Annotated in this window: 27 protein-coding genes and 1 pseudogene; 14 read left to right on the plus strand and 14 right to left on the minus strand. The window is 68.1% G+C overall.

Translation table 11 applies throughout. From position 1 onward, the window contains the following. Positions 1-17 precede the first annotated feature (17 nt). The 8 genes from atpE (at position 18) to M3M27_RS03620 (ending at position 6,792) form a co-directional block, all read left to right on the plus strand. Positions 18-320, plus strand: coding sequence for a F0F1 ATP synthase subunit C (gene atpE, locus M3M27_RS03585; protein WP_140727231.1), 303 nt, complete (start codon positions 18-20; stop codon positions 318-320). A 113-nt stretch (positions 321-433) separates the two neighbouring features. Next, positions 434-904, plus strand: coding sequence for a F0F1 ATP synthase subunit B (locus tag M3M27_RS03590; protein WP_140727227.1), 471 nt, complete (start codon positions 434-436; stop codon positions 902-904). Between the two features lie 3 nt (positions 905-907). Next, a complete protein-coding gene (locus M3M27_RS03595; RefSeq protein ID WP_434027176.1) occupies positions 908-1,435 on the plus strand; it encodes a F0F1 ATP synthase subunit delta in 528 nt (175 codons plus the stop codon). Positions 1,436-1,482: 47 nt separating this feature from the next. After that, on the plus strand, positions 1,483-3,030 hold the full coding sequence (gene atpA, locus M3M27_RS03600) for a F0F1 ATP synthase subunit alpha (protein WP_140727221.1): 1,548 nt from the start codon (positions 1,483-1,485) through the stop codon (positions 3,028-3,030). A gap of 109 nt (positions 3,031-3,139) precedes the next feature. Beyond that, positions 3,140-4,003 carry a F0F1 ATP synthase subunit gamma gene (gene atpG / locus M3M27_RS03605; protein WP_434027178.1) on the plus strand — a complete coding sequence of 288 codons (864 nt, stop codon included), beginning with the start codon at positions 3,140-3,142 and terminating at the stop codon, positions 4,001-4,003. A 36-nt stretch (positions 4,004-4,039) separates the two neighbouring features. After that, on the plus strand, positions 4,040-5,467 hold the full coding sequence (gene atpD, locus M3M27_RS03610) for a F0F1 ATP synthase subunit beta (protein ID WP_434027179.1): 1,428 nt from the start codon (positions 4,040-4,042) through the stop codon (positions 5,465-5,467). 127 nt (positions 5,468-5,594) lie between these two features. Continuing rightward, positions 5,595-6,017, plus strand: coding sequence for a F0F1 ATP synthase subunit epsilon (locus M3M27_RS03615; protein WP_140727212.1), 423 nt, complete (start codon positions 5,595-5,597; stop codon positions 6,015-6,017). Between the two features lie 199 nt (positions 6,018-6,216). After that, complete coding sequence (locus tag M3M27_RS03620) at positions 6,217-6,792, plus strand: chorismate mutase (RefSeq protein WP_140727207.1); 576 nt, start codon at positions 6,217-6,219, stop codon at positions 6,790-6,792. Between the two features lie 24 nt (positions 6,793-6,816). Here the strand turns inward: M3M27_RS03620 and M3M27_RS03625 are convergent, their stop codons facing one another. Then, positions 6,817-7,200, minus strand: a complete 384-nt coding sequence (locus M3M27_RS03625; RefSeq protein WP_434027180.1) for a GtrA family protein — start codon at positions 7,198-7,200, stop codon at positions 6,817-6,819. Positions 7,201-7,279: 79 nt separating this feature from the next. Between M3M27_RS03625 and glmU the strand changes: the two genes are divergently transcribed. Together glmU and M3M27_RS03635 are read left to right on the plus strand one after the other, a co-directional pair. Beyond that, positions 7,280-8,647: a bifunctional UDP-N-acetylglucosamine diphosphorylase/glucosamine-1-phosphate N-acetyltransferase GlmU gene (gene glmU / locus M3M27_RS03630; protein WP_434027181.1), complete on the plus strand. Its 1,368-nt coding sequence runs from the start codon at positions 7,280-7,282 to the stop codon at positions 8,645-8,647. After that, positions 8,616-9,146, plus strand: a complete 531-nt coding sequence (locus M3M27_RS03635) for a GNAT family N-acetyltransferase (RefSeq protein ID WP_434027183.1) — start codon at positions 8,616-8,618, stop codon at positions 9,144-9,146. The genes glmU and M3M27_RS03635 overlap by 32 nt, the downstream gene beginning before the upstream one ends. A gap of 13 nt (positions 9,147-9,159) precedes the next feature. On the opposite strand, the gene M3M27_RS03640 is transcribed toward M3M27_RS03635, so the two are convergent. From M3M27_RS03640 to M3M27_RS03680, 9 genes are all read right to left on the minus strand, one after another. Further along, the gene (locus M3M27_RS03640; protein ID WP_140727194.1) at positions 9,160-10,500 is read right to left on the minus strand and encodes a sensor histidine kinase; all 1,341 of its coding nucleotides are present in this window, start codon (positions 10,498-10,500) and stop codon (positions 9,160-9,162) included. 5 nt (positions 10,501-10,505) lie between these two features. Further along, the gene (locus tag M3M27_RS03645) at positions 10,506-11,846 is read right to left on the minus strand and encodes a sigma-54-dependent transcriptional regulator (RefSeq protein ID WP_434027184.1); all 1,341 of its coding nucleotides are present in this window, start codon (positions 11,844-11,846) and stop codon (positions 10,506-10,508) included. A gap of 23 nt (positions 11,847-11,869) precedes the next feature. After that, complete coding sequence (locus M3M27_RS03650; RefSeq protein ID WP_434027185.1) at positions 11,870-12,376, minus strand: nuclear transport factor 2 family protein; 507 nt, start codon at positions 12,374-12,376, stop codon at positions 11,870-11,872. Between the two features lie 107 nt (positions 12,377-12,483). Then, positions 12,484-13,710 (minus strand): ABC transporter permease, encoded by a 1,227-nt coding sequence (locus M3M27_RS03655; RefSeq protein ID WP_434027186.1) that lies wholly within the window; start codon positions 13,708-13,710, stop codon positions 12,484-12,486. Between the two features lie 87 nt (positions 13,711-13,797). Then, positions 13,798-15,111: an ABC transporter permease gene (locus M3M27_RS03660; protein WP_434027187.1), complete on the minus strand. Its 1,314-nt coding sequence runs from the start codon at positions 15,109-15,111 to the stop codon at positions 13,798-13,800. Positions 15,112-15,126: 15 nt separating this feature from the next. Then, positions 15,127-16,356 carry an ABC transporter permease gene (locus M3M27_RS03665; protein WP_434027188.1) on the minus strand — a complete coding sequence of 410 codons (1,230 nt, stop codon included), beginning with the start codon at positions 16,354-16,356 and terminating at the stop codon, positions 15,127-15,129. A gap of 30 nt (positions 16,357-16,386) precedes the next feature. Then, positions 16,387-17,697 carry an ABC transporter permease gene (locus tag M3M27_RS03670; protein WP_140727171.1) on the minus strand — a complete coding sequence of 437 codons (1,311 nt, stop codon included), beginning with the start codon at positions 17,695-17,697 and terminating at the stop codon, positions 16,387-16,389. Between the two features lie 10 nt (positions 17,698-17,707). Beyond that, positions 17,708-18,433: an ABC transporter ATP-binding protein gene (locus tag M3M27_RS03675; RefSeq protein WP_140727166.1), complete on the minus strand. Its 726-nt coding sequence runs from the start codon at positions 18,431-18,433 to the stop codon at positions 17,708-17,710. Positions 18,434-18,536: 103 nt separating this feature from the next. Further along, complete coding sequence (locus M3M27_RS03680; RefSeq protein WP_140727163.1) at positions 18,537-19,808, minus strand: efflux RND transporter periplasmic adaptor subunit; 1,272 nt, start codon at positions 19,806-19,808, stop codon at positions 18,537-18,539. Between the two features lie 208 nt (positions 19,809-20,016). On the opposite strand from M3M27_RS03680, the gene glmS reads away from it, so the two are divergent. Beyond that, entirely contained in the window at positions 20,017-21,849 is a 1,833-nt protein-coding gene (gene glmS / locus M3M27_RS03685) for a glutamine--fructose-6-phosphate transaminase (isomerizing) (RefSeq protein ID WP_434027189.1), read from the plus strand. 63 nt (positions 21,850-21,912) lie between these two features. Here the strand turns inward: glmS and M3M27_RS03690 are convergent. Next, positions 21,913-22,127: pseudogene (locus M3M27_RS03690) on the minus strand (IS5/IS1182 family transposase); the annotation flags it as partial. A gap of 102 nt (positions 22,128-22,229) precedes the next feature. Further along, positions 22,230-23,069: a LysR family transcriptional regulator gene (locus M3M27_RS03695; RefSeq protein WP_140727157.1), complete on the minus strand. Its 840-nt coding sequence runs from the start codon at positions 23,067-23,069 to the stop codon at positions 22,230-22,232. A 106-nt stretch (positions 23,070-23,175) separates the two neighbouring features. Between M3M27_RS03695 and M3M27_RS03700 the strand changes: the two genes are divergently transcribed. The 3 genes from M3M27_RS03700 to M3M27_RS03710 all read left to right on the plus strand — a co-directional run bounded on the left by M3M27_RS03700 (position 23,176) and on the right by M3M27_RS03710 (position 24,984). Further along, positions 23,176-23,670 (plus strand): lipocalin-like domain-containing protein, encoded by a 495-nt coding sequence (locus tag M3M27_RS03700; protein WP_140727154.1) that lies wholly within the window; start codon positions 23,176-23,178, stop codon positions 23,668-23,670. Between the two features lie 42 nt (positions 23,671-23,712). Continuing rightward, complete coding sequence (locus M3M27_RS03705; protein WP_434027190.1) at positions 23,713-24,057, plus strand: 5-carboxymethyl-2-hydroxymuconate Delta-isomerase; 345 nt, start codon at positions 23,713-23,715, stop codon at positions 24,055-24,057. 495 nt (positions 24,058-24,552) lie between these two features. Beyond that, a complete protein-coding gene (locus tag M3M27_RS03710; protein ID WP_140727147.1) occupies positions 24,553-24,984 on the plus strand; it encodes a CBS domain-containing protein in 432 nt (143 codons plus the stop codon). A gap of 68 nt (positions 24,985-25,052) precedes the next feature. On the opposite strand, the gene M3M27_RS03715 is transcribed toward M3M27_RS03710, so the two are convergent. Together M3M27_RS03715 and gloA are read right to left on the minus strand one after the other, a co-directional pair. Then, positions 25,053-25,481 carry a VOC family protein gene (locus tag M3M27_RS03715; RefSeq protein ID WP_140727142.1) on the minus strand — a complete coding sequence of 143 codons (429 nt, stop codon included), beginning with the start codon at positions 25,479-25,481 and terminating at the stop codon, positions 25,053-25,055. 76 nt (positions 25,482-25,557) lie between these two features. Next, positions 25,558-26,085 carry a lactoylglutathione lyase gene (gene gloA, locus M3M27_RS03720; RefSeq protein WP_434027191.1) on the minus strand — a complete coding sequence of 176 codons (528 nt, stop codon included), beginning with the start codon at positions 26,083-26,085 and terminating at the stop codon, positions 25,558-25,560. Between the last annotated feature and the right edge of the window lie 138 nt (positions 26,086-26,223).

Below are 26,223 nucleotides of genomic sequence, written 5' to 3' on the forward strand. Positions count from 1 at the left end.
CGTTCCTGGAGAAAACCATGTACCTCGCCGTCCTGACCAACCTCGCCCAAGTCCAGAGCTCCACCGTCCTCGCCGTCGGCATCATGATCGGCCTGGCCGCGCTGGGTGCTGGTCTCGGTCTGGCCATCATGGCTGGTAAGTTCCTCGAGTCGGCTGCCCGCCAGCCGGAGCTGATCCCGGTGCTGCAGGTCCGCATGTTCATCACCGCCGGCCTGATCGACGCCGCGTTCATCATCAGCGTCGCCGTCGGCCTGCTGTTCGCCTTCGCCAACCCGCTGGTCGGCGAGTTCGTCTCGCGCCTGCCGCAGATCGGCGGCTGATCCAGCGATAGCGGGATGTGGCCGGAGCGCCTGGCGCGCTCCGGTCGCGGATGAAGGCCCGGCCTGCGCCGCCACGGCGGCGCGGCCACCCGTAACTATCGATTGAGCGACCCATGGACATCACCTTTACCATCATTGCCCAGGCGCTGGCCTTTGCTGGCCTGATCTGGATCGTGGCGACCAAAATCTGGCCGCCGCTGCTGAAGGCCATCGAGGAGCGCCAGCAGAAGATCGCCGAAGGCTTGGCCGCGGCCGATCGCAGCCAGAAGGACCTGGCGCAGGCGCAGGAAAAGGTCAACGAGGCCCTCAAGGACGCGCGCACCAAGGCCAACGAGATCATCGACCAGGCCCACGCGCGCGCCAACCAGATCGTCGAGGCCGCCAAGTCCGAAGCCATCGCCGAGGCGAACCGGCAGAAGGAACTGGCCCAGGCCGAGATCGAGGCGGCCGCCACCCGCGCCCGCGAGGAACTGCGCAAGCAGGTCTCCGCGCTGGCGGTGAGCGGCGCCGAGAAGCTGCTCAAGCGCGAGATCGATGCGAACGCGCACAAGGCGCTGCTCGACGAACTGGCCTCGGAGATCTGATCGATGAGCCAGGCTTTGACCCTTGCCCGTCCCTACGCGCGCGCCGCCTTCGCGGTCGCGCGCGGCGAGGGCGGCTTGGCCGCATGGTCGCAGGCGCTGCGCTTCTCCGCGCAGGTCGCCGCCGACCCGCGCGTGGCCGGGCTGCTGGCGAACCCGGAGCTCGACCGGTCGCAGGCGATCGCGTTGCTGGCCCCGGAAGCGGCCGGCGAGTCGTTCGTCCGCTTCCTCGGCGTGCTGGCGCAAGCCGGGCGCCTGGCGCTGCTGCCGGAGGTCGCCGGGCTGTACGACCAGCTGCGCGCCGAGGCCGAGCGCGTGGTCAAGGCCACCGTGACTTCGGCCGGCGAACTGTCGCAGGCCGAACTGGACAAGATCGTCGCGGCGCTGAAGAAGCGCTTCGGCCGCGAGGTGGAAGTCACCACCGCGGTCGATGCCTCGCTGATCGGCGGCGCGGTGATCGACGCGGGCGACGTGGTGATCGACGGCTCGCTCAAGGGCAAGCTGGCGCGCCTGCAGAACTCGCTCGCGAACTGAATTCACTTGAACGCACGGCCCTGGCGGCCGGCACCTAGGACTGAACGATGGCAACCACGCTCAACCCCTCCGAAATCAGCGAACTGATCAAGACCCGCATCGAGCAGGTCAAGCTGTCCGCTGAATCCCGCAACGAAGGCATCGTGACCAGCGTGTCCGACGGCATCGTGCGCATCTTCGGCCTGGCCGACGTGATGCAGGGCGAAATGATCGAACTGCCGGACAACACGTTCGCGCTGGCGCTGAACCTGGAGCGCGACTCGGTCGGCGCCGTGGTGCTGGGCGACTACGAGCACCTGCGCGAGGGCGACGTGGCCAAGACCACCGGCCGCATCCTGGAAGTCCCGGTCGGCCCGGAGCTGCTGGGGCGCGTGGTCAACGCGCTGGGCGAGCCGATCGACGGCAAGGGCCCGCTGGGCGCCAAGCTGACCGCGCCGGTCGAGCGCGTCGCGCCGGGCGTGATCTGGCGCAAGTCGGTCGACCAGCCGGTGCAGACCGGCTACAAGTCGGTCGACGCGATGATCCCGATCGGCCGCGGCCAGCGCGAGCTGATCATCGGCGACCGCCAGACCGGCAAGACCGCGATGGCGATCGACGCGGTGATCAACCAGAAGGGCACCGGCATCAAGTGCGTGTACGTCGCGATCGGCCAGAAGGCCTCGACCGTGGCGAACATCGTGCGCAAGCTCGAGGAGAACGGCGCGCTGGCCCACACCATCGTGGTCGCCGCGACCGCGTCCGAGTCTGCCGCGATGCAGTACATCAGCGCCTACGCCGGCTGCACCATGGGCGAGTACTTCATGGACCGCGGCGAAGACGCGCTGATCGTCTACGACGACCTGTCCAAGCAGGCCGTGGCCTACCGCCAGATCTCGCTGCTGCTGAAGCGCCCGCCGGGCCGCGAAGCCTACCCGGGCGACGTGTTCTACCTGCACTCGCGCCTGCTGGAGCGCGCCGCGCGCGTGTCGGCCGAGTACGTGGAGAAGTTCACCAACGGCGAGGTGAAGGGCAAGACCGGTTCGCTGACCGCGCTGCCGATCATCGAGACCCAGGCCGGCGACGTGTCCGCGTTCGTGCCGACCAACGTGATCTCGATCACCGACGGCCAGATCTTCCTGGAAACCGACCTGTTCAACGCCGGCATCCGCCCGGCCGTGAACGCCGGCATCTCGGTGTCGCGCGTCGGCGGTTCGGCCCAGACCAAGATCATCAAGAAGCTGTCGGGCGGCATCCGCATCTCGCTGGCCCAGTACCGCGAGCTGGCGGCCTTCGCGCAGTTCGCCTCGGACCTGGACGAAGCCACCCGCAAGCAGCTCGAGCGCGGCCAGCGCGTCACCGAGTTGATGAAGCAGAAGCAGTACGCGCCGATGTCGATCGCCAACCAGGCGCTGTCGATCTACGCCGTCAACGAGGGCTACCTGGACGACGTGCCGGTGGGCAAGGTGCTGGCGTTCGAGGAAGGCCTGCACGCCCACTTCGCCAATACCCAGGGCGCGCTGATCGAGAAGATCAACGCCACCGGCGCGTGGGACAACGAGATCGAGGCCGCCTTCAAGAAGGGCATCGAAGAGTTCAAGACCACCGGCAGCTGGTAACCCAGCGTGATTCGTGATTCGTGATTGGTGATTCGCAAAGGCGCTTGCCTGGCGGATTCCACCACGAATCACGTATCACGAATCACTAATCACGGCGAGCGAAGCGAGTATGGCAGGCGGACGCGAAATCAAAACCAAGATCAAGAGCGTGCAGAACACCCGCAAGGTGACGCGCGCGCTCGAAATGGTCTCGGCCTCCAAGATCCGCAAGGCCCAGGACCGGATGAAGACCTCGCGCCCGTACGCGCAGGCGATGAAGCAGGTGATCGGCCACCTGGCCCAGGCCAGCACCGACTACCAGCATCCCTTCCTGGTGGCGCGCGAGCAGGTCAAGCGCGTCGGCTACATCGTGGTCTCCTCCGACCGCGGCCTGGCCGGCGGGCTGAACAACAACCTGTTCCGCAAGATGCTCGGCGAAGTGCGCCAGTGGCAGGACAAGGGCGCCGAGGTCGACGTGGTGACCATCGGCCAGAAGGCCTCGACCTTCTTCCGCCGCATCAAGGTCAACATGGTCGGCAGCGTCACCCACCTGGGCGACACGCCGCACGTGGAGCAGCTGATCGGCGTGATCAAGGTGATGCTGGACGCGTTCACCGAGGGCCGCGTCGACCGCGTCTACCTGGTCTACAACCACTTCGTGAACACGATGACGCAGAAGGCCAGCTTCGACCAGCTGCTGCCGCTGCCTGCGTCGGAGGCGAAGGTGGCCCACCACGACTGGGACTACCTGTACGAGCCCGATGCCGCGACCGTGCTGGAGCACGTGATGACGCGCTACATCGAGTCGCTGGTGTACCAGGCGGTGCTGGAGAACGTGGCTTCCGAGCATGCCGCGCGCATGGTCGCGATGAAGGCGGCCAGCGACAACGCCAGCAAGCTGATCGGCACCCTGCAGCTGGTCTACAACAAGGCCCGCCAGGCCGCGATCACGCAAGAAATTTCCGAAATCGTCGGCGGCGCCGCCGCTGTCTAAGGCGCGCAGTCAAGTATTCATCTAGAGGATCCATCAATGAGTCAGGGCAAGATCGTTCAGATCATCGGCGCGGTCGTCGACGTCGAATTCCCCCGCGGTGAAGTGCCGAAGGTGTACGACGCGCTGAAGGTCGAGAACACCGCCATCACCCTGGAAGTCCAGCAGCAGCTCGGCGACGGCGTGGTGCGCGCGATCGCCCTGGGCTCGACCGACGGCCTGAAGCGCGGCCTGGTCGCCACCAATACCGGCAAGGCCATCGCCGTGCCGGTCGGCGCCGGCACCCTGGGCCGCATCATGGACGTGCTCGGCAACCCGATCGACGAAGCCGGCCCGATCGATGCCAGCACCACGTGGGAAATCCACCGCGACGCCCCGAGCTTCGACGAGCAGGCCTCGGCCACCGAGCTGCTGGAGACCGGCATCAAGGTGATCGACCTGATGTGCCCGTTCGCCAAGGGCGGCAAGGTCGGCCTGTTCGGCGGCGCCGGCGTCGGCAAGACCGTCAACATGATGGAGCTGATCAACAACATCGCCAAGGCGCACTCGGGCCTGTCGGTGTTCGCCGGCGTGGGCGAGCGTACCCGCGAGGGCAACGACTTCTACCACGAGATGGCCGAGTCCGGCGTCGTCAACCTGGAGGTCCCGAAGGACTCCAAGGTGGCGATGGTCTACGGCCAGATGAACGAGCCGCCGGGCAACCGCCTGCGCGTCGCGCTGACCGGCCTGACCATGGCCGAGTACTTCCGCGACGAGAAGGACGCCAGCGGCAAGGGCCGCGACGTGCTGTTCTTCGTCGACAACATCTACCGCTACACGCTGGCCGGTACCGAGGTTTCGGCGCTGCTGGGCCGCATGCCGTCGGCGGTGGGCTACCAGCCGACCCTGGCCGAGGAAATGGGCGTGCTGCAGGAGCGCATCACCTCGACCAAGACCGGTTCGATCACCTCGATCCAGGCCGTGTACGTGCCCGCGGACGACCTGACCGACCCGTCGCCGGCGACCACCTTCGCGCACCTGGACTCGACCGTGACCCTGTCGCGCTCGATCGCCTCGCTGGGCATCTACCCGGCGGTGGACCCGCTGGACTCCACCAGCCGCCAGATGGACCCGCTGGTGATCGGCGAGGAGCACTACAACACCGCCCAGCGCGTCCAGCAGACCCTGCAGAAGTACAAGGAGCTGAAGGACATCATCGCGATCCTGGGCATGGACGAGCTGTCCGAGGAGGACAAGCTGGCCGTGTCGCGCGCGCGCAAGATCGAGCGCTTCTTCAGCCAGCCGTTCCACGTGGCCGAAGTCTTCACCGGCTCGCCGGGCAAGTACGTGCCGCTGAAGGAAACCATCCGCGGCTTCAAGGGCATCGTGGACGGCGAGTACGACCACCTGCCGGAGCAGGCGTTCTACATGGTCGGCACGATCGACGAGGCCGTCGAGAAGGCCAAGAAGATGGCCGAGAAGGCCTAACAGCCGGGATTCGGGATTTGTGATTCGTGATTCGTAGGAGCGGTGTTCTTGGGGTGGCGAGGTCTTTGGCTTTCGCCAATCACGAATCCCGAATCACGAATCACGTTCCGAACGCAGTGAGGGACACATGAGCACCATCCGTTGCGACATCGTCAGCGCCGAGCAGGAGATCTTCCACGGCGAGGCGACCCTGGTCGTGGCCACCGGCGAGCTGGGCGAGCTGGGCATCGCGCCCAAGCACGCGCCGCTGATCACGCGACTGAAGCCGGGCAAGGTGGTCGTCACCACCGCCAGCGGCGAGCAGCTGGATTTCGCGATCTCCGGCGGCATCCTCGAGGTGCAGCCGCAGGTGGTGACCGTGCTGGCCGATACCGCCATCCGCGCCGAGGACATCGACGAGGCCGCGGTGCGCAAGGCCAAGGAAGAAGCCGAGCGCATCCTGGCCAATCGCGGCGAGGCGATGGACGTGGCCGAAGCCCAGGCCAAGCTGGCCGAGGCCGTGGTCCAGCTGCAGGCGCTGGAGCGCCTGCGCCGCACGCTCAAGCACTGAGCACCCGCCAGGCGCCCGTTCGCGGGCGAAACGGTTGTCGCGATGCCGGCCTTGCGCCGGCATCGTCGTTCAGGGCGCCGGCGTTCGCTGAGCGTTCGCACAACGCGGCAACGCACGGTGCAGGCGGAGCGGCGAGCAGGCGGGGCAAGATGGCGCGTCGCCGCACCCGCGGCATCCCCCGTTCCCGGAGATCGACGCCATGAACGTGCATTTCCCGCCATCGCGCAAGATCGCCGCGCTGGCCTTGCTGGCGCTTGGCCTGGGGCTGTCCGGTTGCGGGCAGGCGCGCGATGCGCCCACGGCGCTTTTGCCGTTGCTGGAGCGGTTGGCCGAGCGCAATGCGATCGGCGACCAGGTCGCGTTGAGCAAATGGGACAGCGGCAAGCCGGTGCTGGACGCCGCGCGCGAGGCGGCGGTGCTGCAAAGCGTACGCGAGCAGGCGCCGGCGCACGGGCTGGAGCCCGAACCGGCCGCACGCTTCTTCGCCGCGCAGATCGAGGCCAACAAGCTGGTGCAGTACCAGTTGCTGGAACGCTGGCATCGGATGGGCCATGCCCCCGATCGGCCCCGGCCGGACCTGGCGGCGCTGCGCGCCCGCCTGGACCGGCTGCAAGGCGAACTGCTCGATGCGCTGGCACGGAGCGCGTCGCTGCGGGCCAGGCCCGACTGCGCCTCGGCCGTCGCCCGGGAGGCGGCGGCGTACGCTCGGCAGAGGCGGCTCGACGACGTGCATCGTGTCGCGCTGGGCCGCAGCCTTGGCGATTTCTGCCAATGACCGCGGCGCTGGCGGGCGCGGCCTTCAGCGATAGACCAGATGCCGGTTGAGGAAGAACGAGACCACGGCCAGCGCGCCTTCGACCAACGGCTTGGCCAGCCAGGCCCATTGCAGGCCAAGCGAATGGGTGGTCACCGAGAGCAGCCAGGTGCTGACCGCGGTGAGCGCGATCCACACCAGGGCGAAGCGCTGCAGGCGCTGCCAGCCGAGCCGGGCGCCGTCCGCTTCGGCGAAGGTGTAGCGCCCGTTGAGCCAGAACCCGAGCATGGCCCCGCTGACGCGGCCGAGCAGGTTGCCGCCGGCCACCGGCATGCCCAGCGCCGTGGCGGCGACGAACACGGCCCAGTCGAGCAGCAATTGCAGCAGTCCGACGAGGATGAACTGGCCGCCCTGGCGGAGCAGTTTCATGCGATGCGTTCCAGGCGAGGGACGCCATGCTAACCGCGAAACCGTAGAATCCGCAGCAATCCATGGAGAAACGCCGCACATGAGCCTGCCCCTGCACGTGATCATCCTGGCCGCCGGCGAAGGCAAGCGCATGAAGTCCGCGCTGCCGAAGGTGCTGCAGCCGCTGGCCGGCAAGCCGATGCTGGCGCACGTGATCGACACCGCGCGCGAGCTGCAGCCGGCGGGCATCCACGTGGTCTACGGCCATGGCGGCGAGCAGGTGCGCGCGGCCTTCGCCGACCAGCCGGATCTGGTCTGGGCCGAGCAATCGCGGCAGCTCGGCACCGGCCATGCCGTGCGACAGGCGATGCCGGGCGTGCCCGACACGGCGACGGTGCTGGTGCTCTACGGCGACGTGCCGTTGATCCGGGCCGAGACGTTGCGGCGCCTGCTGCAGGCGCCGGGACGGATCGCGGTGCTGGTGGCGGACCTGGCCGACCCGACCGGCTACGGGCGCATCGTGCGCGACCTGGAGGGCAAGGTCGCGGCGATCGTCGAGCAGAAGGACGCGGACGAGGAACAGCGCCGCATCCGCACCGTCAACACCGGCATCGTCGCGGTCGATTCCACGGCACTGGCGCGCTGGCTCTCGGCCCTGTCCAACGACAACGCGCAGGGCGAGTACTACCTGACCGACATCTTCGCCAGCGCCGCGGCCGAGTTCACCCCGGCCGAGCTGGTGCACGTGGACGACCCGCAGGAAGTGGAAGGCGCCAACGATCCCTGGCAGCTCGCCCAGCTGGAGCGCGCCTGGCAGCTGCGCGCCGCGCGCGCGCTGTGCCAGGCCGGCGCGCACATGGCCGACCCGGCGCGGGTGGACCAGCGCGGCCGTGTGACGGTGGGACGCGACGTGCGCATCGACGTCGACGTGATCTTCGAAGGCGAGGTGGAACTGGCCGACGGCGTCAGCGTCGGGCCGTTCACGCGCTTGAAGGACGTCAAACTCGGTCCGGGCACCGAGGTGCGCGCGCACTGCGACCTGGAGGGCGTGACGACCGAGGGCGCCGCGCTGATCGGCCCGTTCGCGCGGCTGCGCCCGGGCACGGTGCTGGCCGACGGCGTGCACGTCGGCAATTTCGTGGAGACCAAGAAGGTCGTGCTGGGCGTGGGCAGCAAGGCCAACCACCTGACCTATCTCGGCGATGCGGTGGTCGGCAGCAAGGTCAACATCGGGGCCGGCACGATCACCTGCAATTACGATGGCGTGAACAAGTCGCGGACCACGATCGGCGACAACGCGTTCATCGGCTCCAATTCGTCGCTGGTGGCGCCGGTCGAGGTGGGCGAGGGCGCGACGCTGGGCGCCGGCACGGTGCTCACGCGCAGTGCCCCGGCAGGCAAGCTGACCGTGGCGCGCGCGCGCCAGCAGACCGTCGATGGCTGGCAGCGTCCCAGCAAGAAGTCCTGAGCCGCGGCTCGCGCGGGCCGACGAGCTGGACGCGCTGCTCGCGATCGAGCGGCGCGCCGGCGAGCTGCTCCGGGGCCACGAGGCCCATGCGGTGTTCGCCGGGCATTGCCTGGACCTGGCCAGCCTCCGGGCCGGCCTCGCACGCGGCCAGTTGTGGCGGGTGGAAGCCCGGGGCGAAGCGGTCGGCTACCTGCTGGGCGGCGAGCTCGACGGCGCCTTCCACGTGCTGCAGATGGATGTCGATCCCGGCCATGGCCGCCAGGGACACGGGCGAAGGCTGCTGCGGCATGCCTTGGCACGGGCGAGGACGCAAGGGTACCGCGAGGCGCTGCTGACCACGCTTGCCGACGTGCCGTGGAATGCCCCGTTCTACGCCAGCGAGGGTTTCCGGCCGCTGCCTTCCGGGCAGTGGGGGCCGGGCCTGCGCCGGGTGATGGCGGAGGAGGCCGCGCTCGGCTTCCCGATGCACCTGCGCGTGGCGATGTGGCGCCCGCTCTGACGCGCCGGGCCCGCTAGGCCGGCAGCAGCAGCGTCACGCACAGGCCGCCGTCCTGGCGGTTCTGCAGGGCGATGCGCCCGCCATGGGCTTCGACGATCTCGCGCGTAAGGGCCAGGCCGAGGCCGGTGCCGTTGCGCTTGGTCGAGTAGAACGGCATCAGCGCGTTCTGCAGCACCGCCTCGTTCATGCCGTTGCCGCGGTCGAGCACCTCGATTCGCAGCCATTGCGGCAGGCGGGTCAGGCGCAGTTCCACGTCCTCGTTCGGCGGCGTGGCCTCGGCGCAGGCCTCGTGGGCGTTCTTGAGCAGGTTCAACAGGGCCTGCTCCATCTGCACCACGTCGATGCGGCTGCGGATGTCGCCGGCGTCCTCGCGCAGGTGGAACGGGATGTGCTGGTGCAGCCGCGCCAGGAAGCCGGCCCAGTCGATCTCCTGCAGCTGCGGTTGCGGCAGCTTGGCGAAGCGCGCGTAGCCGCGGATGAAGCCCTCCAGGTGGCGGGCGCGCTCCTCGATGGTGCCGAACACCTCGCCCAGGCGTTCGGTCTTCTGCCGCTTGACCAGTTCGTTGCCGGAATGCGCCAGCGAGGCGATCGGGGCCAGCGAGTTGTTGAGCTCGTGGCTGATCACGCGGATCACCTTCTTCCAGGTCTGCACTTCCTGCCGCCGCAGCTCGGCGGTGAGGGTGCGGATCAACAACAGCTCGTGCTCGCGCCCGTTGAGGTGGAAGCTGCGGCGGGCGAGGTGGAACACCTGCTCGTCGTCCTCGTCGCCGTCCGGCTCGCGCACCGCGAACAGGCTGTCGCCGCCCCGCGCGAGCGCCTGGCGCAGTTCCTCGGGCATCTGCTCGAGCAACTGGTCGATGCGCTCGCCCTCCAGCCGGCGGCCGCCCTGCAGGAGCTTGCGCGCGGCGAGATTGGAGAAGGTGACGCGGCGGATGCCGTCGCCGCCCGCGGCGACCAGCAGCATCGCGACCGGCGTGTTCTGTACCATCGCATCCAGCATCAGCTCGCGCTGCACCAGGTTCTGGCGCTGCTGGCGCAACACCTCGCCCAGGTCGGCATGCGCCTGCACCAGCTGGCCGAGTTCGTCGTCGCCATGCCAGTGCACGCCGAAGTTGTATTCGCCGTCGCGATAGCTGCTGGTGGTGCCGGCGAGCGCGCGGAACAGCGAGCGCATCGGCGCGGTGGCGCGCCGCAGCACCCACCACATCAGGCCGAGCAGGACCACCGCCGAGATCGAGGCGACTTCCCAGCCGCGATCCAGCCAATAGGCCAGCAGCCACGGCATCGCCGCCGCCAGGCCGAGCACCGGCAGCAGCCTGAGGAACAGGTGCAGGGTGAAGGAGCGGACGCGCATTCCCATCACGGCGATTTGATGCCGTACCGGTCCATGCGCCGGTACAGCGCCTGGCGGCTCAGGCCGAGCTCGGCGGCGGCCTGGGCGATGACGCCGCGCGCGCGCGCCAGGGCCGCTTCGATGCGCTCGCGGTCGGGTTCCTCGGCATTGACGGCCGGGCGTACCAGGGCCGGACGGGGCAGGTTGAGATCGTCGGCCTCGATGCGCTCGCCGGTGGCGAGCAGGCTGGCGCGCTGCATCACGTTGCGCAGCTCGCGCACGTTGCCGGGCCAGCCATGGCGCTGCAAGGCGGCGCGCGCCTGCAGCGAAAGCGGCCTGTCGCCGCCGAGGAAATGCTCGGCGAGCGGCAGGATGTCGCCAGGCCGCTCGGCCAGCGCCGGCACGGCGATCTCCACGGTGTTGAGGCGGTAATAGAGGTCCTCGCGGAACGTGCCTTCGCGGATCATCGCGGTGAGGTCGGCGTTGGTGGCGCTGATCACGCGCACCTTGACCTGGCGCTCGCGGTTGGAGCCGAGCCGCTCGAACCGGCCGGTCTCCAGCACGCGCAGCAGCTTCATCTGCCCGGCCAGCGACAGGTTGCCGATCTCGTCGAGGAACAAGGTGCCGCCGTCGGCGGCCTCGAACTTGCCCTCGCGTGCCTTGTTGGCGCCGGTATAGGCGCCCGCCTCGGCGCCGAACAGCTCGGCTTCGATCAGCTCGGCGGGGATGGCGCCGCAGTTCAGCGCGACGAACGGACCGCGCTTGACCGACGAATTGGCCTGGATGATCTCGGCGATCTTCTCCTTGCCGGCGCCATTGGGGCCGGTGATCAGCACCGGCAGCTCGGAACGCGCGACCTGGCAGGCCAGGGCGATCGCGCGCTCGCTGGCCGGGTCGGCGAACACCGCGCCGCGCAGGTCGTAGCGCTCGGCCAGTTGCTGCCGGCTGCGCTCCTCGCGGTTGCGGCGGCGATCGAGCTCGCGCCGCGCCTCGGACAGCTCCAGCAGGTTGTTCACCGTCGCCAGCAGCTTGGTGTCGTCCCACGGCTTGGCGATGTAGTCGGCGGCCCCGGCCTTGACCAGCTCGACCGCGCTGTCCAGGTGGGTCCACGCGGTGAGCAGGATCACCGGCAGGTCCGGGTGGCGCCGGCGGATCTGCGCGAACAGCGCCTGGCCCTCCTCGCCGGAGGTGGTGTCGGCGGTGAAGTTCATGTCCTGGATCACCAGGTCGAACGGCTGCGCGTCCAGCAGCGCCAACCCGGCCTGCGGGCTGTCTGCGTACTGGCTTTCGATGTCGTGCAGCGAGAACAGCACTTCCAGCGCCGTGGCCACGGCGGCGTTGTCGTCGATGATCAGGACCTGGGACATGGCGGGTCAGCGCGGGCGGGACATCATCGTAACGGCTTGCTGGCCGTGATGGAGCGATGGCCGTAGCTGAGCACGCGAGTGATCGTCCAGCGTCCGTCGCGCAGCTGCCAGACCATCACGAAATCGGCCAGACCTTCGCACTTGCCGCTGGCCATACCGCAGAAGCGGTGTTCGCCCTGAGAGATCGCGCCGAAGTCGCGTATCGGATAAACCTTCAAGGTGCCGGGAATCAGCTCGCGGACGTAATGGCCGCACACGTATTGGCGGGTATTGGCGAGCATGGCTTCCCGGGTCCAGGTCACGCCGCCGGTGTCGTGGTAGAACTCGACGGCGGGATCGAAATAGCTGGCATGCTTCTCCAACTGCCCCGGTTCGGCGCAATGGTTGAAGGCGTCGAAGACTTCGCCGTCCAGGCGGGCGATGGTGGACGAGAGGTCGTTCGCGGCGGTGCCGGCGGCGGCTTGCTCGGCCCAGGCCGGGCAGCAGAGCAGGAACATGGCGGAGAACAGGGTGGCCCGGCGGTTGTTCATGGTTGTGCTGTCTTCGTCTCGGGGGCGGGACGTTCGTTCATTGTGGGAGCGGGGATCGTCGCGATGGAACCTAGCGGTGACGCCGCTCCTGCGAGCCATGAGGTTGGCTAGGCGCTGCGCGTGGCCACCGCCGGCGGGATCGCCGCGGCACGGCGCGCGGGCCACAGCACGGCGAGCTGGCCGAGCAGCCACAGCAGCAGCGCGCCGATCGGCAAGTACGCCAACGGCAGGCGCGGCAGCTCGTAGCGGTCCATCAGCAGCAGGTTGAGCGAGTAGGCGAGCAGCATGCCGAGCACGATGCCGATGCCGGCAAGCAGGAAGTTCTCGGTCTGGAAGTAGCGCAGGATCTGCTGCCGGGTGGCGCCGAGCGCGCGGCGGATGCCGATCTGCTTGGTGCGCTGCTGCACCCAGAAGCTGGCCAGGCCGACGATGCCCAGCGCGGTGATCAACAGCAGCAGGCCCGATACGCCGACCAGCAGCCAGGCCATGGCGCGGTCGTTGCGGTAGTAGCGCTCGCGCAGTTCCTGCAGGGTGGTGCTCGTCCGCGACGACACGATGCGCAGCGGGCCCTGCGCCATCAGCGTCTTCTTGGCCGCCGCCAGCACGGCCTCGCGCTGGCCGGGGTCGGCGACGTCGAGCAGGTAGACGCCACTGTCGTAGTCGGGCATGCCGGGAAAGATCATCGACTCTTCGTAGTTGCCGGTCTTGCGACTGTCGCGAGGCTGCGTCATGCGCGCGACCACGCCGACGATCCGGTGCGGCGTGTCGCCGAAGACGTAGATCGCCTTGCCTATGGCCTGGCCGTCCGGGAACAGGTGCTGGGCCAGGGGCTGGCTGAGGATGACCGCGGGGAACGAAAGCGCGTCGTCGTTGCCCTGGTTCAGGTCGGAGTACTCGCTGGCGTTGAAATCGCGTCCGGCGATCAGTTGCAGTCCCAGCGTGCGCAATCCATCCCGGCCGACCATGTAGTTGGTGGAGACCAGCGTGCTTTCCTCCTGGTTCGCGTCAAGCTTCACGCCGCTGTTCCACATCGAGTTGCCGAACGGGACCTGATTGATGATCGTGGCCGCACGCACGCCCGGCAGCGACCGCAGCGCCTCCAGATCGGCGCGGGTGATGGCCATGGCGTCGCCGTCGCGGTTGACTGCGTTGACCTTCAGCGCTACCAGATGCGCTTCGTTGGTGCCGGAAGGGCGTTGCATGTGACCGATGCGGTCGCCGATCAGGAACAGCGCGTTGCAGACGATCGCGCAGCTGGCCGCGATCTCGAGCACGATCAGCAGTGCGGCGAGCTTGTGCCGGCTCAGGGATGAGACGATGGGGCGGATGTCCATGGCGGTATACCTGTGCGTCCCTTGGGTGGATGGCGGTGGATGGAACGGGGCCTGCGCCGTCGCTTGCGCGGCGAAGGCCACCCGGGCTCATTGCGACTTGAGTTGCAGCGCCGGCGCGATCTGCATTGCCCGCAGCGCCGGCAGCAACCCGGCCGCCAGGCTGCTGGCGATGGCCAGGACGAAGGTGGTCCCCAGCATCGACAGGTCCATGTGCACCAGCGCGCCGTAGTCGGTGGGTTGCCTGCGCACCAGCCACAGGCCTATCCATGCCAGGACCAGGCCGAGGATGCCGCCGGCCAGGCCGACCATCGAGGCTTCGACCAGGCATTGGAACAGGATGTCCCGGCGTGCCGCGCCCAGGGCGCGACGGACGCCGATCTCGCCGCTGCGGCGCAGGAACTTGGCCAGCATCAGTCCCACTGTATTGAGCAGGCAGATGCCCAGGAAACCCAATGCCAGCCACAGCTGCAGGCGTACGTCCGTGGGCACCACCTGGTTGTGGTCCAGCCAACCCATTACGTCGTGCAGCGCCGTGTTGGCGGGACGCTGGAACCGGCCGCTGGCATGCTGCTGGGCGGCGTAGTTGGCGAGGTAGTTGCGGTAGTCCGTCGCCTGCGCGGGCGAATCCAGCTCCACCCAGTACTGGATCCAGCTGCAGTTGGCATGCAGGCCATAGTTGCCGTCCGGGTCGCTCGAATCCGCATCGTCCCAGCAATCGAGATTGCCACTGGTACTCAGGCGCAGGTCGCGCGAGGTGGAGAACGGCACGAACACCTCTTCCACGTCGCCATACTGCTGGTTGGTGAGGTCGTAGAAGCGCGGGTTGGGAGTCCAGTCGCCCAGCACGCCGACGATGCGCAGGCCGGTGCCGTTCACCTTGAGCATGCGGCCGACCGGATCGGCCGCCCCGTACAGCTTGTCCGCCAGCGACTGGCTGATCACCGCCACGCGCGCGCGCGCCTGGTCGTCGTCCGTGGTCCATGGGTTGCCATGTGCGAACGGCACCTCGAACATCGGGAAGAAATCGGCCGAGGTATAGCGGGCGCGCGCCGTGAACGGGGGCGTGCCGGCCGCTTCCGGCTCGATCGCCAGGCCGCCGCCGGACATCATCGCCTGACGCTTGCCGCGCTTCTCGCGCAGCAGCGTTTCCGCATCCAGCCGGGTCAGTTGCAGCGCCGGTTCGTCGCCGGGGCGATAGCCGGCCAGCGGGCGCGGATCCATCTGCGGGTAGAACAGACGGTCGCTCTTGCCCGGGATCGGGTCGCCCGACAGCACGTGGAACACCGTCAACGTGGTCATCGACGTGCCGATGCCGAGCGCGATCGCCAGCACCATCAGCGTGGTGAGGATGCGGTTACGGCGGAAGCTGCGCAGCGCGAGTTTCAGGTAGTAGGTGAACATGCCTGCTCTCCGGCCTCAGGCGCCGCGCGTGGCGACGGCGGGGGGGACCGCCGCGGCGCGGCGCGCGGGGCCGAGCACCGAGATCTGGCCGAGCAGCCACAGCAGCACCGCGCCGACCGGCAGGTAGGCCAACGGCAGGCGCGGCAGCTCGTATCGGCCCATCAGCATCTGGTTGAGCGAATAGGCCAGCAGCATGCCGAGCACGATGCCGATGCTCGCCAACAGGAAGTTCTCGGTCTGGAAGTAGCGCAGCACCTGGCCGCGGGTGGCTCCGAGCGCGCGGCGGATGCCGATCTGCTTGGTGCGCTGCTGCACCCAGAAGCTGGCCAGCCCGACGATGCCGAGCGCGGTCACCACCATCAGCGACACGCAGACCACGATCATCAGCCCGACCATGGCGCGGTCGTTTCGGAAATACTCGCCCCGGATCTCCTCGTAGGTACGCTGGCGCAGCACCAGGCGATTGGGATCCAGCCGCGTCAGCGTGTCCACCGCGGCCTTCAGCAGTTCCTGGCGGCGGCCCGGATCGGCCACGCGCAGGAAGTAGAAGCCCTCCGTATAAGGCAGGCGGACCGGCAGGATGATCGAGTCGCCCTTGCCGGAATCGGCGCCCCAGATGTTCGGGCGCGCCAGCGTCTCCACCACGCCGACGATGGTCAGCGGGATGTTGCCGGTGTAGATCGTCTTGCCGATCGCGGGGCCGTCGGGGAACAGCTTGCGTGCCAGCGACTGGGTGACGATCACCGCCGAGGACACCTTCTCCGGATGCTCGGCCAGCATCTTGTTGACCGCGCTGCCGAGCAGGATCTCGTCGGGAAGGAAATCGCGGCCGGCGACCAGGCGCAGGCCGAGCGTCTTCACCAGCGTGTCGCCCTGGTACTGGGCCGCATTGACGGTGTTGTTGGCCTGGTTGGGCACCAGCCCGAGCCCGGTGTTGTTGGAATTGTCGAAGAACGGCACCTGGTTGCCGACGACGGCGTCGGTCACGCCGGGGATGGCGCGCAGCGCGGCCAGGTCCTCGGCCGTGCGCGCATCCTTGTCGGCCTGCTCGCCGATGCCGGCGAGGCTGATCTCCAGCACCTGGTCCTCGACGAGGCCACTGGGTTCGCTGAGCTTGTCGATGCGCTGGCTGATCAGGAACATCGCGTTGCAGATGATGGCGCAGGTCAACGCGATCTCGACGACGATCAGCGCGGCGGCGGTCTTGTGGCGCGACAGCGCGGAAAGAACGGGACGGATGTCCATGGGAATCTCCTGGGCAGAGCGGGCTCTGCGCTACTGGCTCTTGAGTTGCAGGGCGGGCGCGACCTGCATCGCGCGCCAGGCGGGCAGCAGGCCGGCGAGCATGCTGGCGAACAGGGTCAACGCGATGGCGGTCAGCAGCATCGGCAGGTCCAGGTGCGCCAGCGAGGCGTAGTCCACCGGCTGCCGCCGTACCGCGGCCAGGCCGGCCAGGGCCAGGCCCAGGCCGAGCAGGCCTCCCACGGTGCCGACGCCGACGGCCTCGACTAGGCATTGCACGAAGATGTCGCGGCGGCTGGCGCCGAGCGCGCGGCGCACGCCGATCTCGCTGCTGCGGCGCAGGAACTTGGCCAGCAGCAGGCCGACGCTGTTGATCAGGCACACCGCCAGGAAGCTCATCGCCAGCCACATCTGCAGGCGCACGTCGCCCGGCACGACCTTGCGGTACTCCAGCAGCGTCATCACGTCGCGCAGACGGGTGTTGGGCGGCCGCTGGTAGCGGCCTGCCTGGCGTTGCTGGGCCGAGTAGTTGTCGAGGTAGGCCTTGTAGTCGGCCGCCTGCGAAGCGTCCTTCAGCTCGACCCAGTACTGTAGCCAGGTGCAGCTGGCTTCCAGCGCGGTGCCGTCGGTGCTGGGCGTGCCGTCGGCGGAGAAGCAGTTCATGTTGCCGCGGCGGGACAGCTTGACGTCCATCGCGGTGGAGAACGGCACGATCACCTGCTCGGTCTCGCCGTACTGGCCGTTGAACAGGTCGTAGAAGCGCGGGCTCGGCCGCCACTCGTCCATGACCCCGACCACGCGGTAGGCGTTCTTCTCGATGCGCACGGTCCGCCCGGTGCCGTCGGGCGTGCCGAACAGCTTCTCGCTGAGCTTGCGCGAGATGACCACCACGCGCGCGCGCGCCTCGTCGTCCGCGCTGCTCCAGCCGCGGCCATGCAGCATCGGCACCTCGAACATCGGGAAGAAATCGGCGGTGGCGAAGCGCAGCATCAGCTGGAACGGCTTGAGGGTGCTGCCCTCCGGTTCGATCGCGCCGAAGCCGCCGGTGGTGATGGTCTGGCGGAAGGCGCGCTTCTCGCGCAGCAACGCCTCGGCGTCGTAGCGGGTGAGCTGGCTTTCCGGCTCCTCGCCCTCGTGGTAGTTGGCGATCGGCTGCGGGTCGAGCTGCACGTTGAACAGGCGATCGCTCTTGGACGGGATCGGGTCGCCCGAGAGCACGTGGAACACCGTCAGCGTGGTCATCGACGCGCCGATGCCGAGCGCGATCGCCAGCACCATCAGCGCGGTCAGGACCTTGTTGCGCCGGAAGCTGCGCAAGGCGAGATTGGCGTAGTAGCCGAGCATGGCGGCCTCCTCAGGCACCCGTGGCGGAAACGGACGGCACCGGGCGCGGGCGCAGCAGCACGGCCTCGCGTTCCAGGTCGGTGGCCTGGCCGTCGACGATGTGGACATTGCGCTGCGCGCGCGCGGCCAGCTCCGGATCGTGGGTGACCATCACGATGGTGGTGCCCTGCGAGTTGATCTCTTCCAGCAGTTCCATCACGCCGCGCGCCATCTGCGAGTCCAGGTTGCCGGTCGGTTCGTCGGCGAGCAGCAGGCGCGGGCTGCCGGCCAGGGCGCGCGCGATCGCCGCGCGCTGCTGCTGGCCGCCGGACAGCTCGGCCGGGTAGTGCTTCATGCGCGAGCCGAGCCCGACCTTGCCCAGCGACTCCTCGATGCGCTGCTTGCGCTCGGACGCGGACATGCCGCGGTAGCGCAGCGGCACGTCGACGTTGTCGAACAGATTGAGGTCGGGGATCAGGTTGAAGCTCTGGAAGATGAAGCCGATCTTGCGGTTGCGCAGCCGCGAGCGCGCGTCGTCGCCGAGATGGCTCACGTCCTCGCCGTCGAGCAGGTACTGGCCGCTGGTGAAGGTCTCCAGCAGGCCGGCGATGTTGAGGAACGTGGTCTTGCCCGAGCCGGACGGCCCCGTGACGGCGACGAACTCGCCTTCGCGCACGTGCAGGTCGAGCGAGCGCAGCGCGTGGGTTTCGACCTGTTCGGTGCGGAAGATCTTGGAGACGGAGGTCATTTGCAGCATGGGTTGGTTCCTCTGCGGATGATGTGTGGTGTTTCGGGAGCCGGACTCGGGACAAAGCAAAAGCAGGAGCGGACTCGGCGTTTCCGGGACCGGGTCCCGGCTTTCAATGGATCGTCACCCGCTCGGCATCGCCGAACAGGTCGCTGCCGGAGACCACGACGCGGTCGCCGGGTTGCAGGCCGGAAATCACCTCGACCTCGCCGAGGCTGGCGGCGCCGAGCTGGACCGGGCGGCGCACCGCGCTGCGGCCGTCCATGACGTACGCATAACGTCCGCCGGACTGCTCGACGAACGGCCCGCGCTCGACCTTGAGCACGTTGCGGCGGGTATCCATCAGCACGCGCGCGCTCATGCGCTGGCTCTGGCGCAGGCCCGGCGGCTGCTTGTCGGAGAAGCGGATGCGCGCGGTGACCTCGCCGTTGACCACTTCCGGCGACACCGCCGAGATCGCGCCGGGGAACGGCTGCCCGCTGCCGCTGGTCAACTGAGCCGGCATGCCGATCGCCAGGTCGCGCGCGAAGCTTTCCGGCACCTTGATCTCGACCTCGAACTTGCTCAGGTCGACCACGCCCAGCACCGGCGCGTTGGCCGCGACCTGGGTGTGCTGCACCGCCTGGACCTGGCCGACCTGCCCGTCGAACGGCGCGCGCAGGGTCAGCGCGTCGACCTGGCGCTGGACCTCGTTCACCACCGCGCGCTGGCGATCGGCGAGCAGGCGCTTGTTGCGCGCGTCCAGGTCGCCGCTGTCGCTCTTGATCCGGGCCTCGCGCTGCGCGTTGTGCAGCTCGATGTCGGTCTTCTTGAGCGTGTCCTGGGCCTTGGCCAGGTCGACCTGCGGCACCGCGCCGGCGTCGTAGCCGCGCTGGTAGCGCTCCAGGTCGCGCGCGGCGGCCTGGCGGTCGATCTCGGCCTGGTCGATGATCTTGCGGCCCTCGGCCTTGGCGAGCGTGGCGTCCAGCGCGGCGCGGCTGGCCTCGGCCTCCAGGCCGGCCAGCGTGGCCTGCTCCTGCGCCAGCTTGCTGCGCAGCTCGGGGCTGTCGATCACCGCCAGCTCCTGGCCCTGCTTGACCACGTCGCCGGCGACCACTTTCAGGTCCACCGTGCCGGCCGAGATCGCGTACAGGATCGGGCTGTTGGCCGCGATCACGCGGCCGTCGGCGGCGATGTCGCGGACCAGGTCGCCGCGCTTCACCTCGGCGATGCGCACGCGCCCGGCGTCGAACGAGCGCGTGCCCGCGCTCCAGCCGGCCACCGCCCAACCGATGCCGGCCAGCACGACCAGGCCGGCCACCGCGGGCCAGAGCCAGCGGCGCCAGGCCACCTTCGAGGAGCGGGAGGAGAGGATCTGGTCCTGGGCGGAGGTGTCGCGGATCATCGGGAAGCGTCGTCCGGTGGGAGTCGTGTTTCGTTAAGCACACGGCGTGCCAATCGCAAGTGATTGAAAGGAAAGGATTTGTGCGCGGTGGGCGGAGTGTCCGGGTGTCCGCGGACACCGGCGGCGGACACCTGTCCGGGTAGCGTCACGGGCAGGACAGGATCGGACACGACTAGAATGCGTGCCTTTCCTCCGGGTGACTTGCTCTATGTGCGGTATCGTCGGCGCGATCGCAGATCGCGATGTGGTTCCGGTCCTGATCGAGGGCCTCAAGCGCCTGGAATACCGTGGCTACGATTCCTCCGGCCTCGCCGTGATCGACGGCGGGCGCATCCGCCGCGTGCGCCGCACCGGGCGCGTGGCCGAGATGGCAGGCGCCGCCCAGGCGGAGGGCTTCGCCGCCCCGGCCGGCATCGGCCATACCCGCTGGGCCACCCACGGCGGCGTGACCGAGGCCAACGCCCACCCGCACCTCAGCCACGGCGTGGTGCTGGTCCACAACGGCATCATCGAGAACCACGAGGAGCAGCGCGAGAAGCTGCTCGCGCTCGGCTACGCCTTCGAGTCGCAGACCGATACCGAGGTGATCGCCCACCTGATCCACTACCATCTCGCCCAGGACGGCGTCGACCTGCTGGCCGCGCTGCAGCGCACGGTCAAGCAGCTGCGGGGCGCCTACGCGCTGGCGGTGATGAGCCAGGACGAGCCGGACCGCATCGTCTGCGCGCGCATGGGCTGCCCGCTGCTGGTCGGCGTGGGCGAGGGCGAGAACTTCATCGCCTCCGACGTTTCCGCGGTGGTGCAGGCCACCCGCAAGGTGATCTTCCTGGAGGAAGGCGATACCGCCGAGATCCGCCGCGCCGGCGTGCGCGTGTTCGACGCCGGCGATGCGCCGGTCGAGCGCGAACTGCACCTGTCGGACGTGTCGCTGGCCTCGCTGGAACTCGGCCCGTACCGCCACTTCATGCAGAAGGAGATCCACGAGCAGCCGCGCGCGCTGGGCGACACGCTGGAAGCGGCGATCGACGCCGGCGGATTCCCGGCGGAACTGTTCGGCAAGCGCGCGGCCGAGGTGCTGGCCGGCATCGAGGGCATCCAGATCCTGGCTTGCGGCACCAGCTACTATGCCGGCCTGACCGCGCGCTACTGGATCGAATCGATCGCCAACCTGCCGTGCAGCGTGGAGATCGCCAGCGAATACCGCTACCGGCTGGCGTATGCGAACCCGAAGCACCTGGTCGTCACCATCTCGCAATCGGGCGAAACCCTGGACACGATGGAGGCGCTCAAGTACGCCAAGTCGCTGGGCCACCTGCACACGCTGTCGATCTGCAACGTGCCCGAGAGCGCGATCCCGCGCGCCAGCGAACTGGTCTGCTACACCCGCGCCGGTGCCGAGATCGGCGTGGCCTCGACCAAGGCGTTCACGACCCAGCTGGCGGTGCTGTTCCAGCTGGCGGTGGTGCTGGGCAAGCTGCGCGGGCGCGTCAGCGAGGCCAACGAGGCCGGCTACCTGGAGCAACTGCGCTTCCTGCCCGGCAGCGTGCAGCACGCGCTGAACCTGGAGCCGCAGATCCAGGTCTGGGCCGAGCGCTTCGCCTCCAAGGCCAACGCGCTGTTCCTCGGGCGCGGCCTGCACTATCCGATCGCGCTGGAAGGTGCGCTCAAGCTCAAGGAAATCTCCTACATCCACGCCGAGGCCTACCCGGCCGGCGAGCTGAAGCACGGCCCGCTGGCGCTGGTGGACGCGGCGATGCCGGTGGTGGTGATCGCGCCGAACGACAGCCTGCTGGAAAAGGTGAAGAGCAACATGCAGGAAGTGCGCGCGCGCGGCGGCGAGCTGTTCGTGTTCGCCGACCAGGACAGCAACTTCAGCGAGTCCGAAGGCGTGCACGTGATCCGCACGCCGCGCCACACCGGCCTGCTCAGCCCGATCGTGCACACCATCCCGGTGCAGTTGCTGGCCTACCACACCGCGCTGGCGCGCGGCACCGACGTGGACAAGCCGCGCAACCTGGCCAAGAGCGTGACGGTGGAGTAAGAGCGGCTAACAAAACTCAGGAAGAAGTCGTAGGCAGATGATCGGGCAGGCAAGCGGCAGTCACGCCAGATGGATGTCGATTCGAGTTTTGAATCGGATGCGCAGCTTGCCCATGCCTGCGAACCAAGCGTGAGCGCGTTCCACGACCCAGCGACAGCGCCCAGGCGGTCGTTGCGCTCGGTCCCCTTGCGAGCGATGCGTGGCGTGATGCCCCGCTCCTTGAGGTGATGGCGGCAACGGTCGATGTCGTAGGCCTTGTCAGTGTGCAGCTTGCCTGGCCATCAATCGGCTGCTTACGACCCATGGCGGGCGGCGCTGGGGAATAGGCGGCCGGCCTTCGGCACTGATTCGGTTGCTCCCGCCTGAGGCCACGAAGTCCATCATTGGAACGCCAGCGTCAGCGCCCGTAACGCTTCCCGCGAACGGCGGTCGCTGAGCGTGCTGTAGAGCATCACGTCCTGCGCGGGGATGCGTGGCAGCGAGAGGCTTCCTGTGATGTCGAGGGTGCCGGACGGCGCGGCGCGTTTCGCCATTACCGCCACGGCCAGCCCACCCGCGGCGGCCGCGCCCAGGATTGCGGCTCCCTTGCCGATGAAGACCTCGCGCCATGCGATGCCCGCCTTGTCGAGCGCGCCGACTGCGGCGGCGCGTACCCGACACGCCTCGCCCTGAGTCGCCAGCGGTAATGGCTGCCCGGCGCGTGGTTCCCAGCCCACTGCGGCGAACCACGAAAAGGACTCGACGAACACCGCCTTCCCCCGCTTGCGGCGGTCGTCCGGTCGCAGCACCAGCACCGCGTCCAACTCGCCCTGTTCATACGCCTGCATCAGGTCGGACGTGCCCGCCACGCGCATCTCGACCAGCAGATTCGGATCGTGGTCGCGCATGCGCCTCAGCAGCGACGGGAATTCGCCGCCGACCAGTTGCTGGTTGATGCCTATCGCCAGCCGGCGCTGCTCCACCTCGAAGGCCGCCGCTGCGCGGTCATGGGTCGAAATCAGTTCGCGCGCCATCCCCAGGAAGGCCAGCCCCTCGGTGGACAGGCGAACGTGCCGTGGCGTGCGTTCCAGCAGGCGCCGACCCAGCTGTTCTTCCAGCCGGCGCAGCCTGAGGCTGATCGCGGATTGGGTCATGCCCAGCACGTCGGCCGCCCGGGTGAAGCTTTGCAGGTCGGCCGCGAGTACGAAGGCCTTTACCGCATCGATGTCCATCGCCTTCATATGCATTAATTCGTTTTTGAAATGATAGATATATCTATAGATGCGTTTAGTTAATCATGCAACGGGCTTACGCTGGCATCCGGTCATTCCATCCGGGAGCGCGACAATGAAACACCTGAGCGGCATGCTGATCGCGATGCTTGCCGGGCTGGCGACACGCGATACCGTCGAAGCGGTCCCCCCATCCCCTCTGCAAGGAACATGGACCCTGGTTGCCGCAGACAAGATCCTGCCGGATGGCACGACAGTCCGGGATTACGGTGAGAGCCCGAAGGGCAGGCTCGTCGTCGACGCCAAGGGGCGGTATTCGCTGCAGATCTTCAAGTCAGAACGCCGGCGTTTCGCCAGCGACAGCAAGGCCGATGGCAGCGCCGACGAACTCAGGTCCGCCGTGATGGGCAGCAGCACCCACTACGGCACGGTGGAAGTCGACGACAGGCAGGGGCTGCTCGTTTTCTCGATCGAAGGCTCGTCCTTCCCCAACTGGGAAGGCACGGTGCAGAAGCGCCGCTACAGGCTCCGCGGTTCGGAATTGAACTATCAAGTGCCGCCGCGCGAGGACGGCAGCATTCCGCTCTCGGTGTGGCGCAGGCTGGACTGAGGCGCGTGCCCACGAGATTGCTCATTGTCCGCTGGAGACGCCATGCCTCATTTCGTCGTCGACTGTGCCATGGGGCTTCTTCGCCACCAAGACGAAGAAGAGATCATCATGCGCTTGCACAACACCATCAATGCGACCGGGTTGTTTGAGGAATCCGACATCAAGATCAGAGTCAATCCCTACGCGATCCACGCGGCCGGCGGCGTGCGCGAGGATTTCGTCCATGTCTTCTCCTGGATCATGCAAGGGCGCAGTCTCGAGCAACGCGCGAACCTGTCTCGGGTCATTGTCAGCGAACTTTCCGAACTATTCCCGCAGGTGCCTCGCATCGCGGCGAACATCGCCGAGTTCGAGAAGGCCACCTATTTCAACCGCACGATGCTGTAATCCGTTGCCGGACTTCCGCGCCATCCCCGTCAACGCTCCGCAACAGGAGGAACTTGACTAGGTGCGCCCAATCCGGCCCATATGCATGCCCGAAGCCCGTCACCTGAGGCTGTAGTCCAGCATGCGCTCGGCATTCCGTTATCGGTCGTTATCAAAACGTTATCGCTTGATGCCCATGCCCGCGCCCGGGTCGTTCGCCATGGGCATTCAGCGGTAGTTTCCATGCGGGTGCGATTCTCTGGATCCCTGCCGGTTCCACGACGAACCGTCCCACGGATGCCGGTAGTGGCCATCCGGGGCAGTCGTAGAATCGAGCCGGACGGGAACGGGATGCGGCCCGGCAAGCGGCCCGTTCGATGCGGTACCCGGCCTGCCGATGGTCGCCAGCGGCAAGCCCGTACGCCAGGCGTGCGCTGAAGGATCTTTTCCCCCACAGGGCGAGTATCGGCAGAGCACACTTCTTTGACTTCAGTGATCTGCAATCAGGAAACAAGAATGAACGTCCGCGAACTCCTGCAATCGAAGAAAGAAGCCGTCATCACCATCGACGCGGAAGACACGATCGGTGCGGCCGCGCACAAGATGAGCGCGAACCGGATCGCCGCCCTGGTGGTGACGAAGGACGGTGCCCCGGTCGGCATCATCTCGGAGAAGGACATCGTGCGGGTCCTCGCCGAGGACGGTCCGCAGGCGGGCCGGCGCGTGATCTCCACGCTGCCCTCGACCGGCCTGGAAGGCATCGCGCCGGAGGCGACCCTCAAGCAGGCGATGTCGCTGATGACGTATTCGCGGCGCCGCCACCTGATGGTCACCGAAGGTTCCAAGCTGGTCGGCATCCTCAGCCTGGGCGATATCGTGAAGAACCTGTTGGGCGAGCTCGAACTGGAGAAGGCGGTCCTGCAGGACATCTACATGGCCGCGCACTGACCGCCGGCGCGGGACCGCGGAAGGAAGCCGGGCATTGCCCGGCTTCGTCGCGCCAGGGCGGCACCGGTTCAGAACGTGACCTTCACCGAATCGGCGCTGTAACTGGCCGGGCCGTGGTACACGACCTCGATGTTGTTGCCGTCCGGGTCGAGCGCGAACGCGGCGTAATAGCCGGGATGGTAGTCGCGCTCGCCGGGCGCGCCGTTGTCGCGGCCGCCGGCGGCGAGCGCGGCCTTGTGGAAGGCGTCGACGGTGGCGCGGTCGCGGGCCTGGAAGGCCAGGTGATGGCGCCCGGTGAGCTCGCCCTGGGCGTCCTTGCTGTCGGCGCTGGAGACGAACAGCTCGTCGGCCCAGAAGTAGTTGTCGCCCTCGCCGGCGATCGGGATGCCGATCACGTCGAACACCGCCTGGTAGAAGCGGCGGCTGGCGGGCAGGTCCCTCACCACCAGTTGCAGGTGGTCGATCAGCCGCCCGCGATGCAGTTCCATGGTTTCCATGCGCTCTCCTCGTTGTCGTGAGGAGAGCACCTATACCACCTCGGGCCGCGGGTCCGCGTGACCGGCCCGCCCGGGTTCAGTCGCGCGAGGTGTTCGAGATGATCTCTACCCAGTAGCCGTCCGGATCCTTGATGAAGGCGATGTTCTTCATGCGGCCGTCGCTCAGGCGCTTCTGGTAGGGCACTTCCAGCGCGTCGAAGCGCGCGCAGGCGGCCTGCAGGTCCGGCACCGACACGCAGATGTGGCCGAAGCCGCGCGGATCGGAATTGCCGTTGTGGTAGACCGGCCCGTCCTGCTGCTCGGTGCCGTGGTTGTGGGTCAGCTCGAGCACGCCGGGGATGCCGGCCATCCACACGCGGCGCTGCGCGTCGTCCTCGGGGACCTGCACGGTCTCGGGCAGCAGGGCGAGGAAATACAGGCTGAACGCCGCCTCGGGGAAGTCGCGCCGGTCGATCAGGCGGAAACCGAGCACGCGGGTATAGAAGTCCAGCGATTTCACGCTGTCCTTCACGCGCAGCATGGTGTGGTTGAAGACGAAGCCGGCGGTCTCGGCAGGCGGCCGGGCGGCGACGCCGGGTTGTTGCTGGAGGGATTGCAAGGTCATTGCGCGGTCCTTGGTGGGAGGTTGCCGGAAGGCATGGCAGGGAGGGCACGGGGCCCGTGCGGTCTTGCCGATTTTACGGGAGCCGGCGGTCGCGGTTTGATGTAGAACAGAAGGCGTGGTCTTTCGTCGATGGAGGTG

The sequence above is a fragment of the Xanthomonas boreopolis genome, assembly GCF_046529185.1.
Taxonomy (GTDB): Bacteria; Pseudomonadota; Gammaproteobacteria; order Xanthomonadales; family Xanthomonadaceae; genus Pseudomonas_S; species Pseudomonas_S boreopolis.

Bases quoted from the DNA above. Each gene is read 5' to 3' on its own strand.
- atpE (WP_140727231.1), top strand. From the start codon at position 18: ATGTACCTCGCCGTCCTGACCAACCTCGCCCAAGTCCAGAGCTCCACC.
- M3M27_RS03590 (WP_140727227.1), top strand. From the start codon at position 434: ATGGACATCACCTTTACCATCATTGCCCAGGCGCTGGCCTTTGCTGGC.
- M3M27_RS03595 (WP_434027176.1), top strand. From the start codon at position 908: ATGAGCCAGGCTTTGACCCTTGCCCGTCCCTACGCGCGCGCCGCCTTC.
- atpA (WP_140727221.1), top strand. From the start codon at position 1,483: ATGGCAACCACGCTCAACCCCTCCGAAATCAGCGAACTGATCAAGACC.
- atpG (WP_434027178.1), top strand. From the start codon at position 3,140: ATGGCAGGCGGACGCGAAATCAAAACCAAGATCAAGAGCGTGCAGAAC.
- atpD (WP_434027179.1), top strand. From the start codon at position 4,040: ATGAGTCAGGGCAAGATCGTTCAGATCATCGGCGCGGTCGTCGACGTC.
- M3M27_RS03615 (WP_140727212.1), top strand. From the start codon at position 5,595: ATGAGCACCATCCGTTGCGACATCGTCAGCGCCGAGCAGGAGATCTTC.
- M3M27_RS03620 (WP_140727207.1), top strand. From the start codon at position 6,217: ATGAACGTGCATTTCCCGCCATCGCGCAAGATCGCCGCGCTGGCCTTG.
- M3M27_RS03625 (WP_434027180.1), bottom strand. From the start codon at position 7,200: ATGAAACTGCTCCGCCAGGGCGGCCAGTTCATCCTCGTCGGACTGCTG.
- glmU (WP_434027181.1), top strand. From the start codon at position 7,280: ATGAGCCTGCCCCTGCACGTGATCATCCTGGCCGCCGGCGAAGGCAAG.
- M3M27_RS03635 (WP_434027183.1), top strand. From the start codon at position 8,616: ATGGCTGGCAGCGTCCCAGCAAGAAGTCCTGAGCCGCGGCTCGCGCGG.
- M3M27_RS03640 (WP_140727194.1), bottom strand. From the start codon at position 10,500: ATGCGCGTCCGCTCCTTCACCCTGCACCTGTTCCTCAGGCTGCTGCCG.
- M3M27_RS03645 (WP_434027184.1), bottom strand. From the start codon at position 11,846: ATGTCCCAGGTCCTGATCATCGACGACAACGCCGCCGTGGCCACGGCG.
- M3M27_RS03650 (WP_434027185.1), bottom strand. From the start codon at position 12,376: ATGAACAACCGCCGGGCCACCCTGTTCTCCGCCATGTTCCTGCTCTGC.
- M3M27_RS03655 (WP_434027186.1), bottom strand. From the start codon at position 13,710: ATGGACATCCGCCCCATCGTCTCATCCCTGAGCCGGCACAAGCTCGCC.
- M3M27_RS03660 (WP_434027187.1), bottom strand. From the start codon at position 15,111: ATGTTCACCTACTACCTGAAACTCGCGCTGCGCAGCTTCCGCCGTAAC.
- M3M27_RS03665 (WP_434027188.1), bottom strand. From the start codon at position 16,356: ATGGACATCCGTCCCGTTCTTTCCGCGCTGTCGCGCCACAAGACCGCC.
- M3M27_RS03670 (WP_140727171.1), bottom strand. From the start codon at position 17,697: ATGCTCGGCTACTACGCCAATCTCGCCTTGCGCAGCTTCCGGCGCAAC.
- M3M27_RS03675 (WP_140727166.1), bottom strand. From the start codon at position 18,433: ATGCTGCAAATGACCTCCGTCTCCAAGATCTTCCGCACCGAACAGGTC.
- M3M27_RS03680 (WP_140727163.1), bottom strand. From the start codon at position 19,808: ATGATCCGCGACACCTCCGCCCAGGACCAGATCCTCTCCTCCCGCTCC.
- glmS (WP_434027189.1), top strand. From the start codon at position 20,017: ATGTGCGGTATCGTCGGCGCGATCGCAGATCGCGATGTGGTTCCGGTC.
- M3M27_RS03695 (WP_140727157.1), bottom strand. From the start codon at position 23,069: ATGAAGGCGATGGACATCGATGCGGTAAAGGCCTTCGTACTCGCGGCC.
- M3M27_RS03700 (WP_140727154.1), top strand. From the start codon at position 23,176: ATGAAACACCTGAGCGGCATGCTGATCGCGATGCTTGCCGGGCTGGCG.
- M3M27_RS03705 (WP_434027190.1), top strand. From the start codon at position 23,713: ATGCCTCATTTCGTCGTCGACTGTGCCATGGGGCTTCTTCGCCACCAA.
- M3M27_RS03710 (WP_140727147.1), top strand. From the start codon at position 24,553: ATGAACGTCCGCGAACTCCTGCAATCGAAGAAAGAAGCCGTCATCACC.
- M3M27_RS03715 (WP_140727142.1), bottom strand. From the start codon at position 25,481: ATGGAAACCATGGAACTGCATCGCGGGCGGCTGATCGACCACCTGCAA.
- gloA (WP_434027191.1), bottom strand. From the start codon at position 26,085: ATGACCTTGCAATCCCTCCAGCAACAACCCGGCGTCGCCGCCCGGCCG.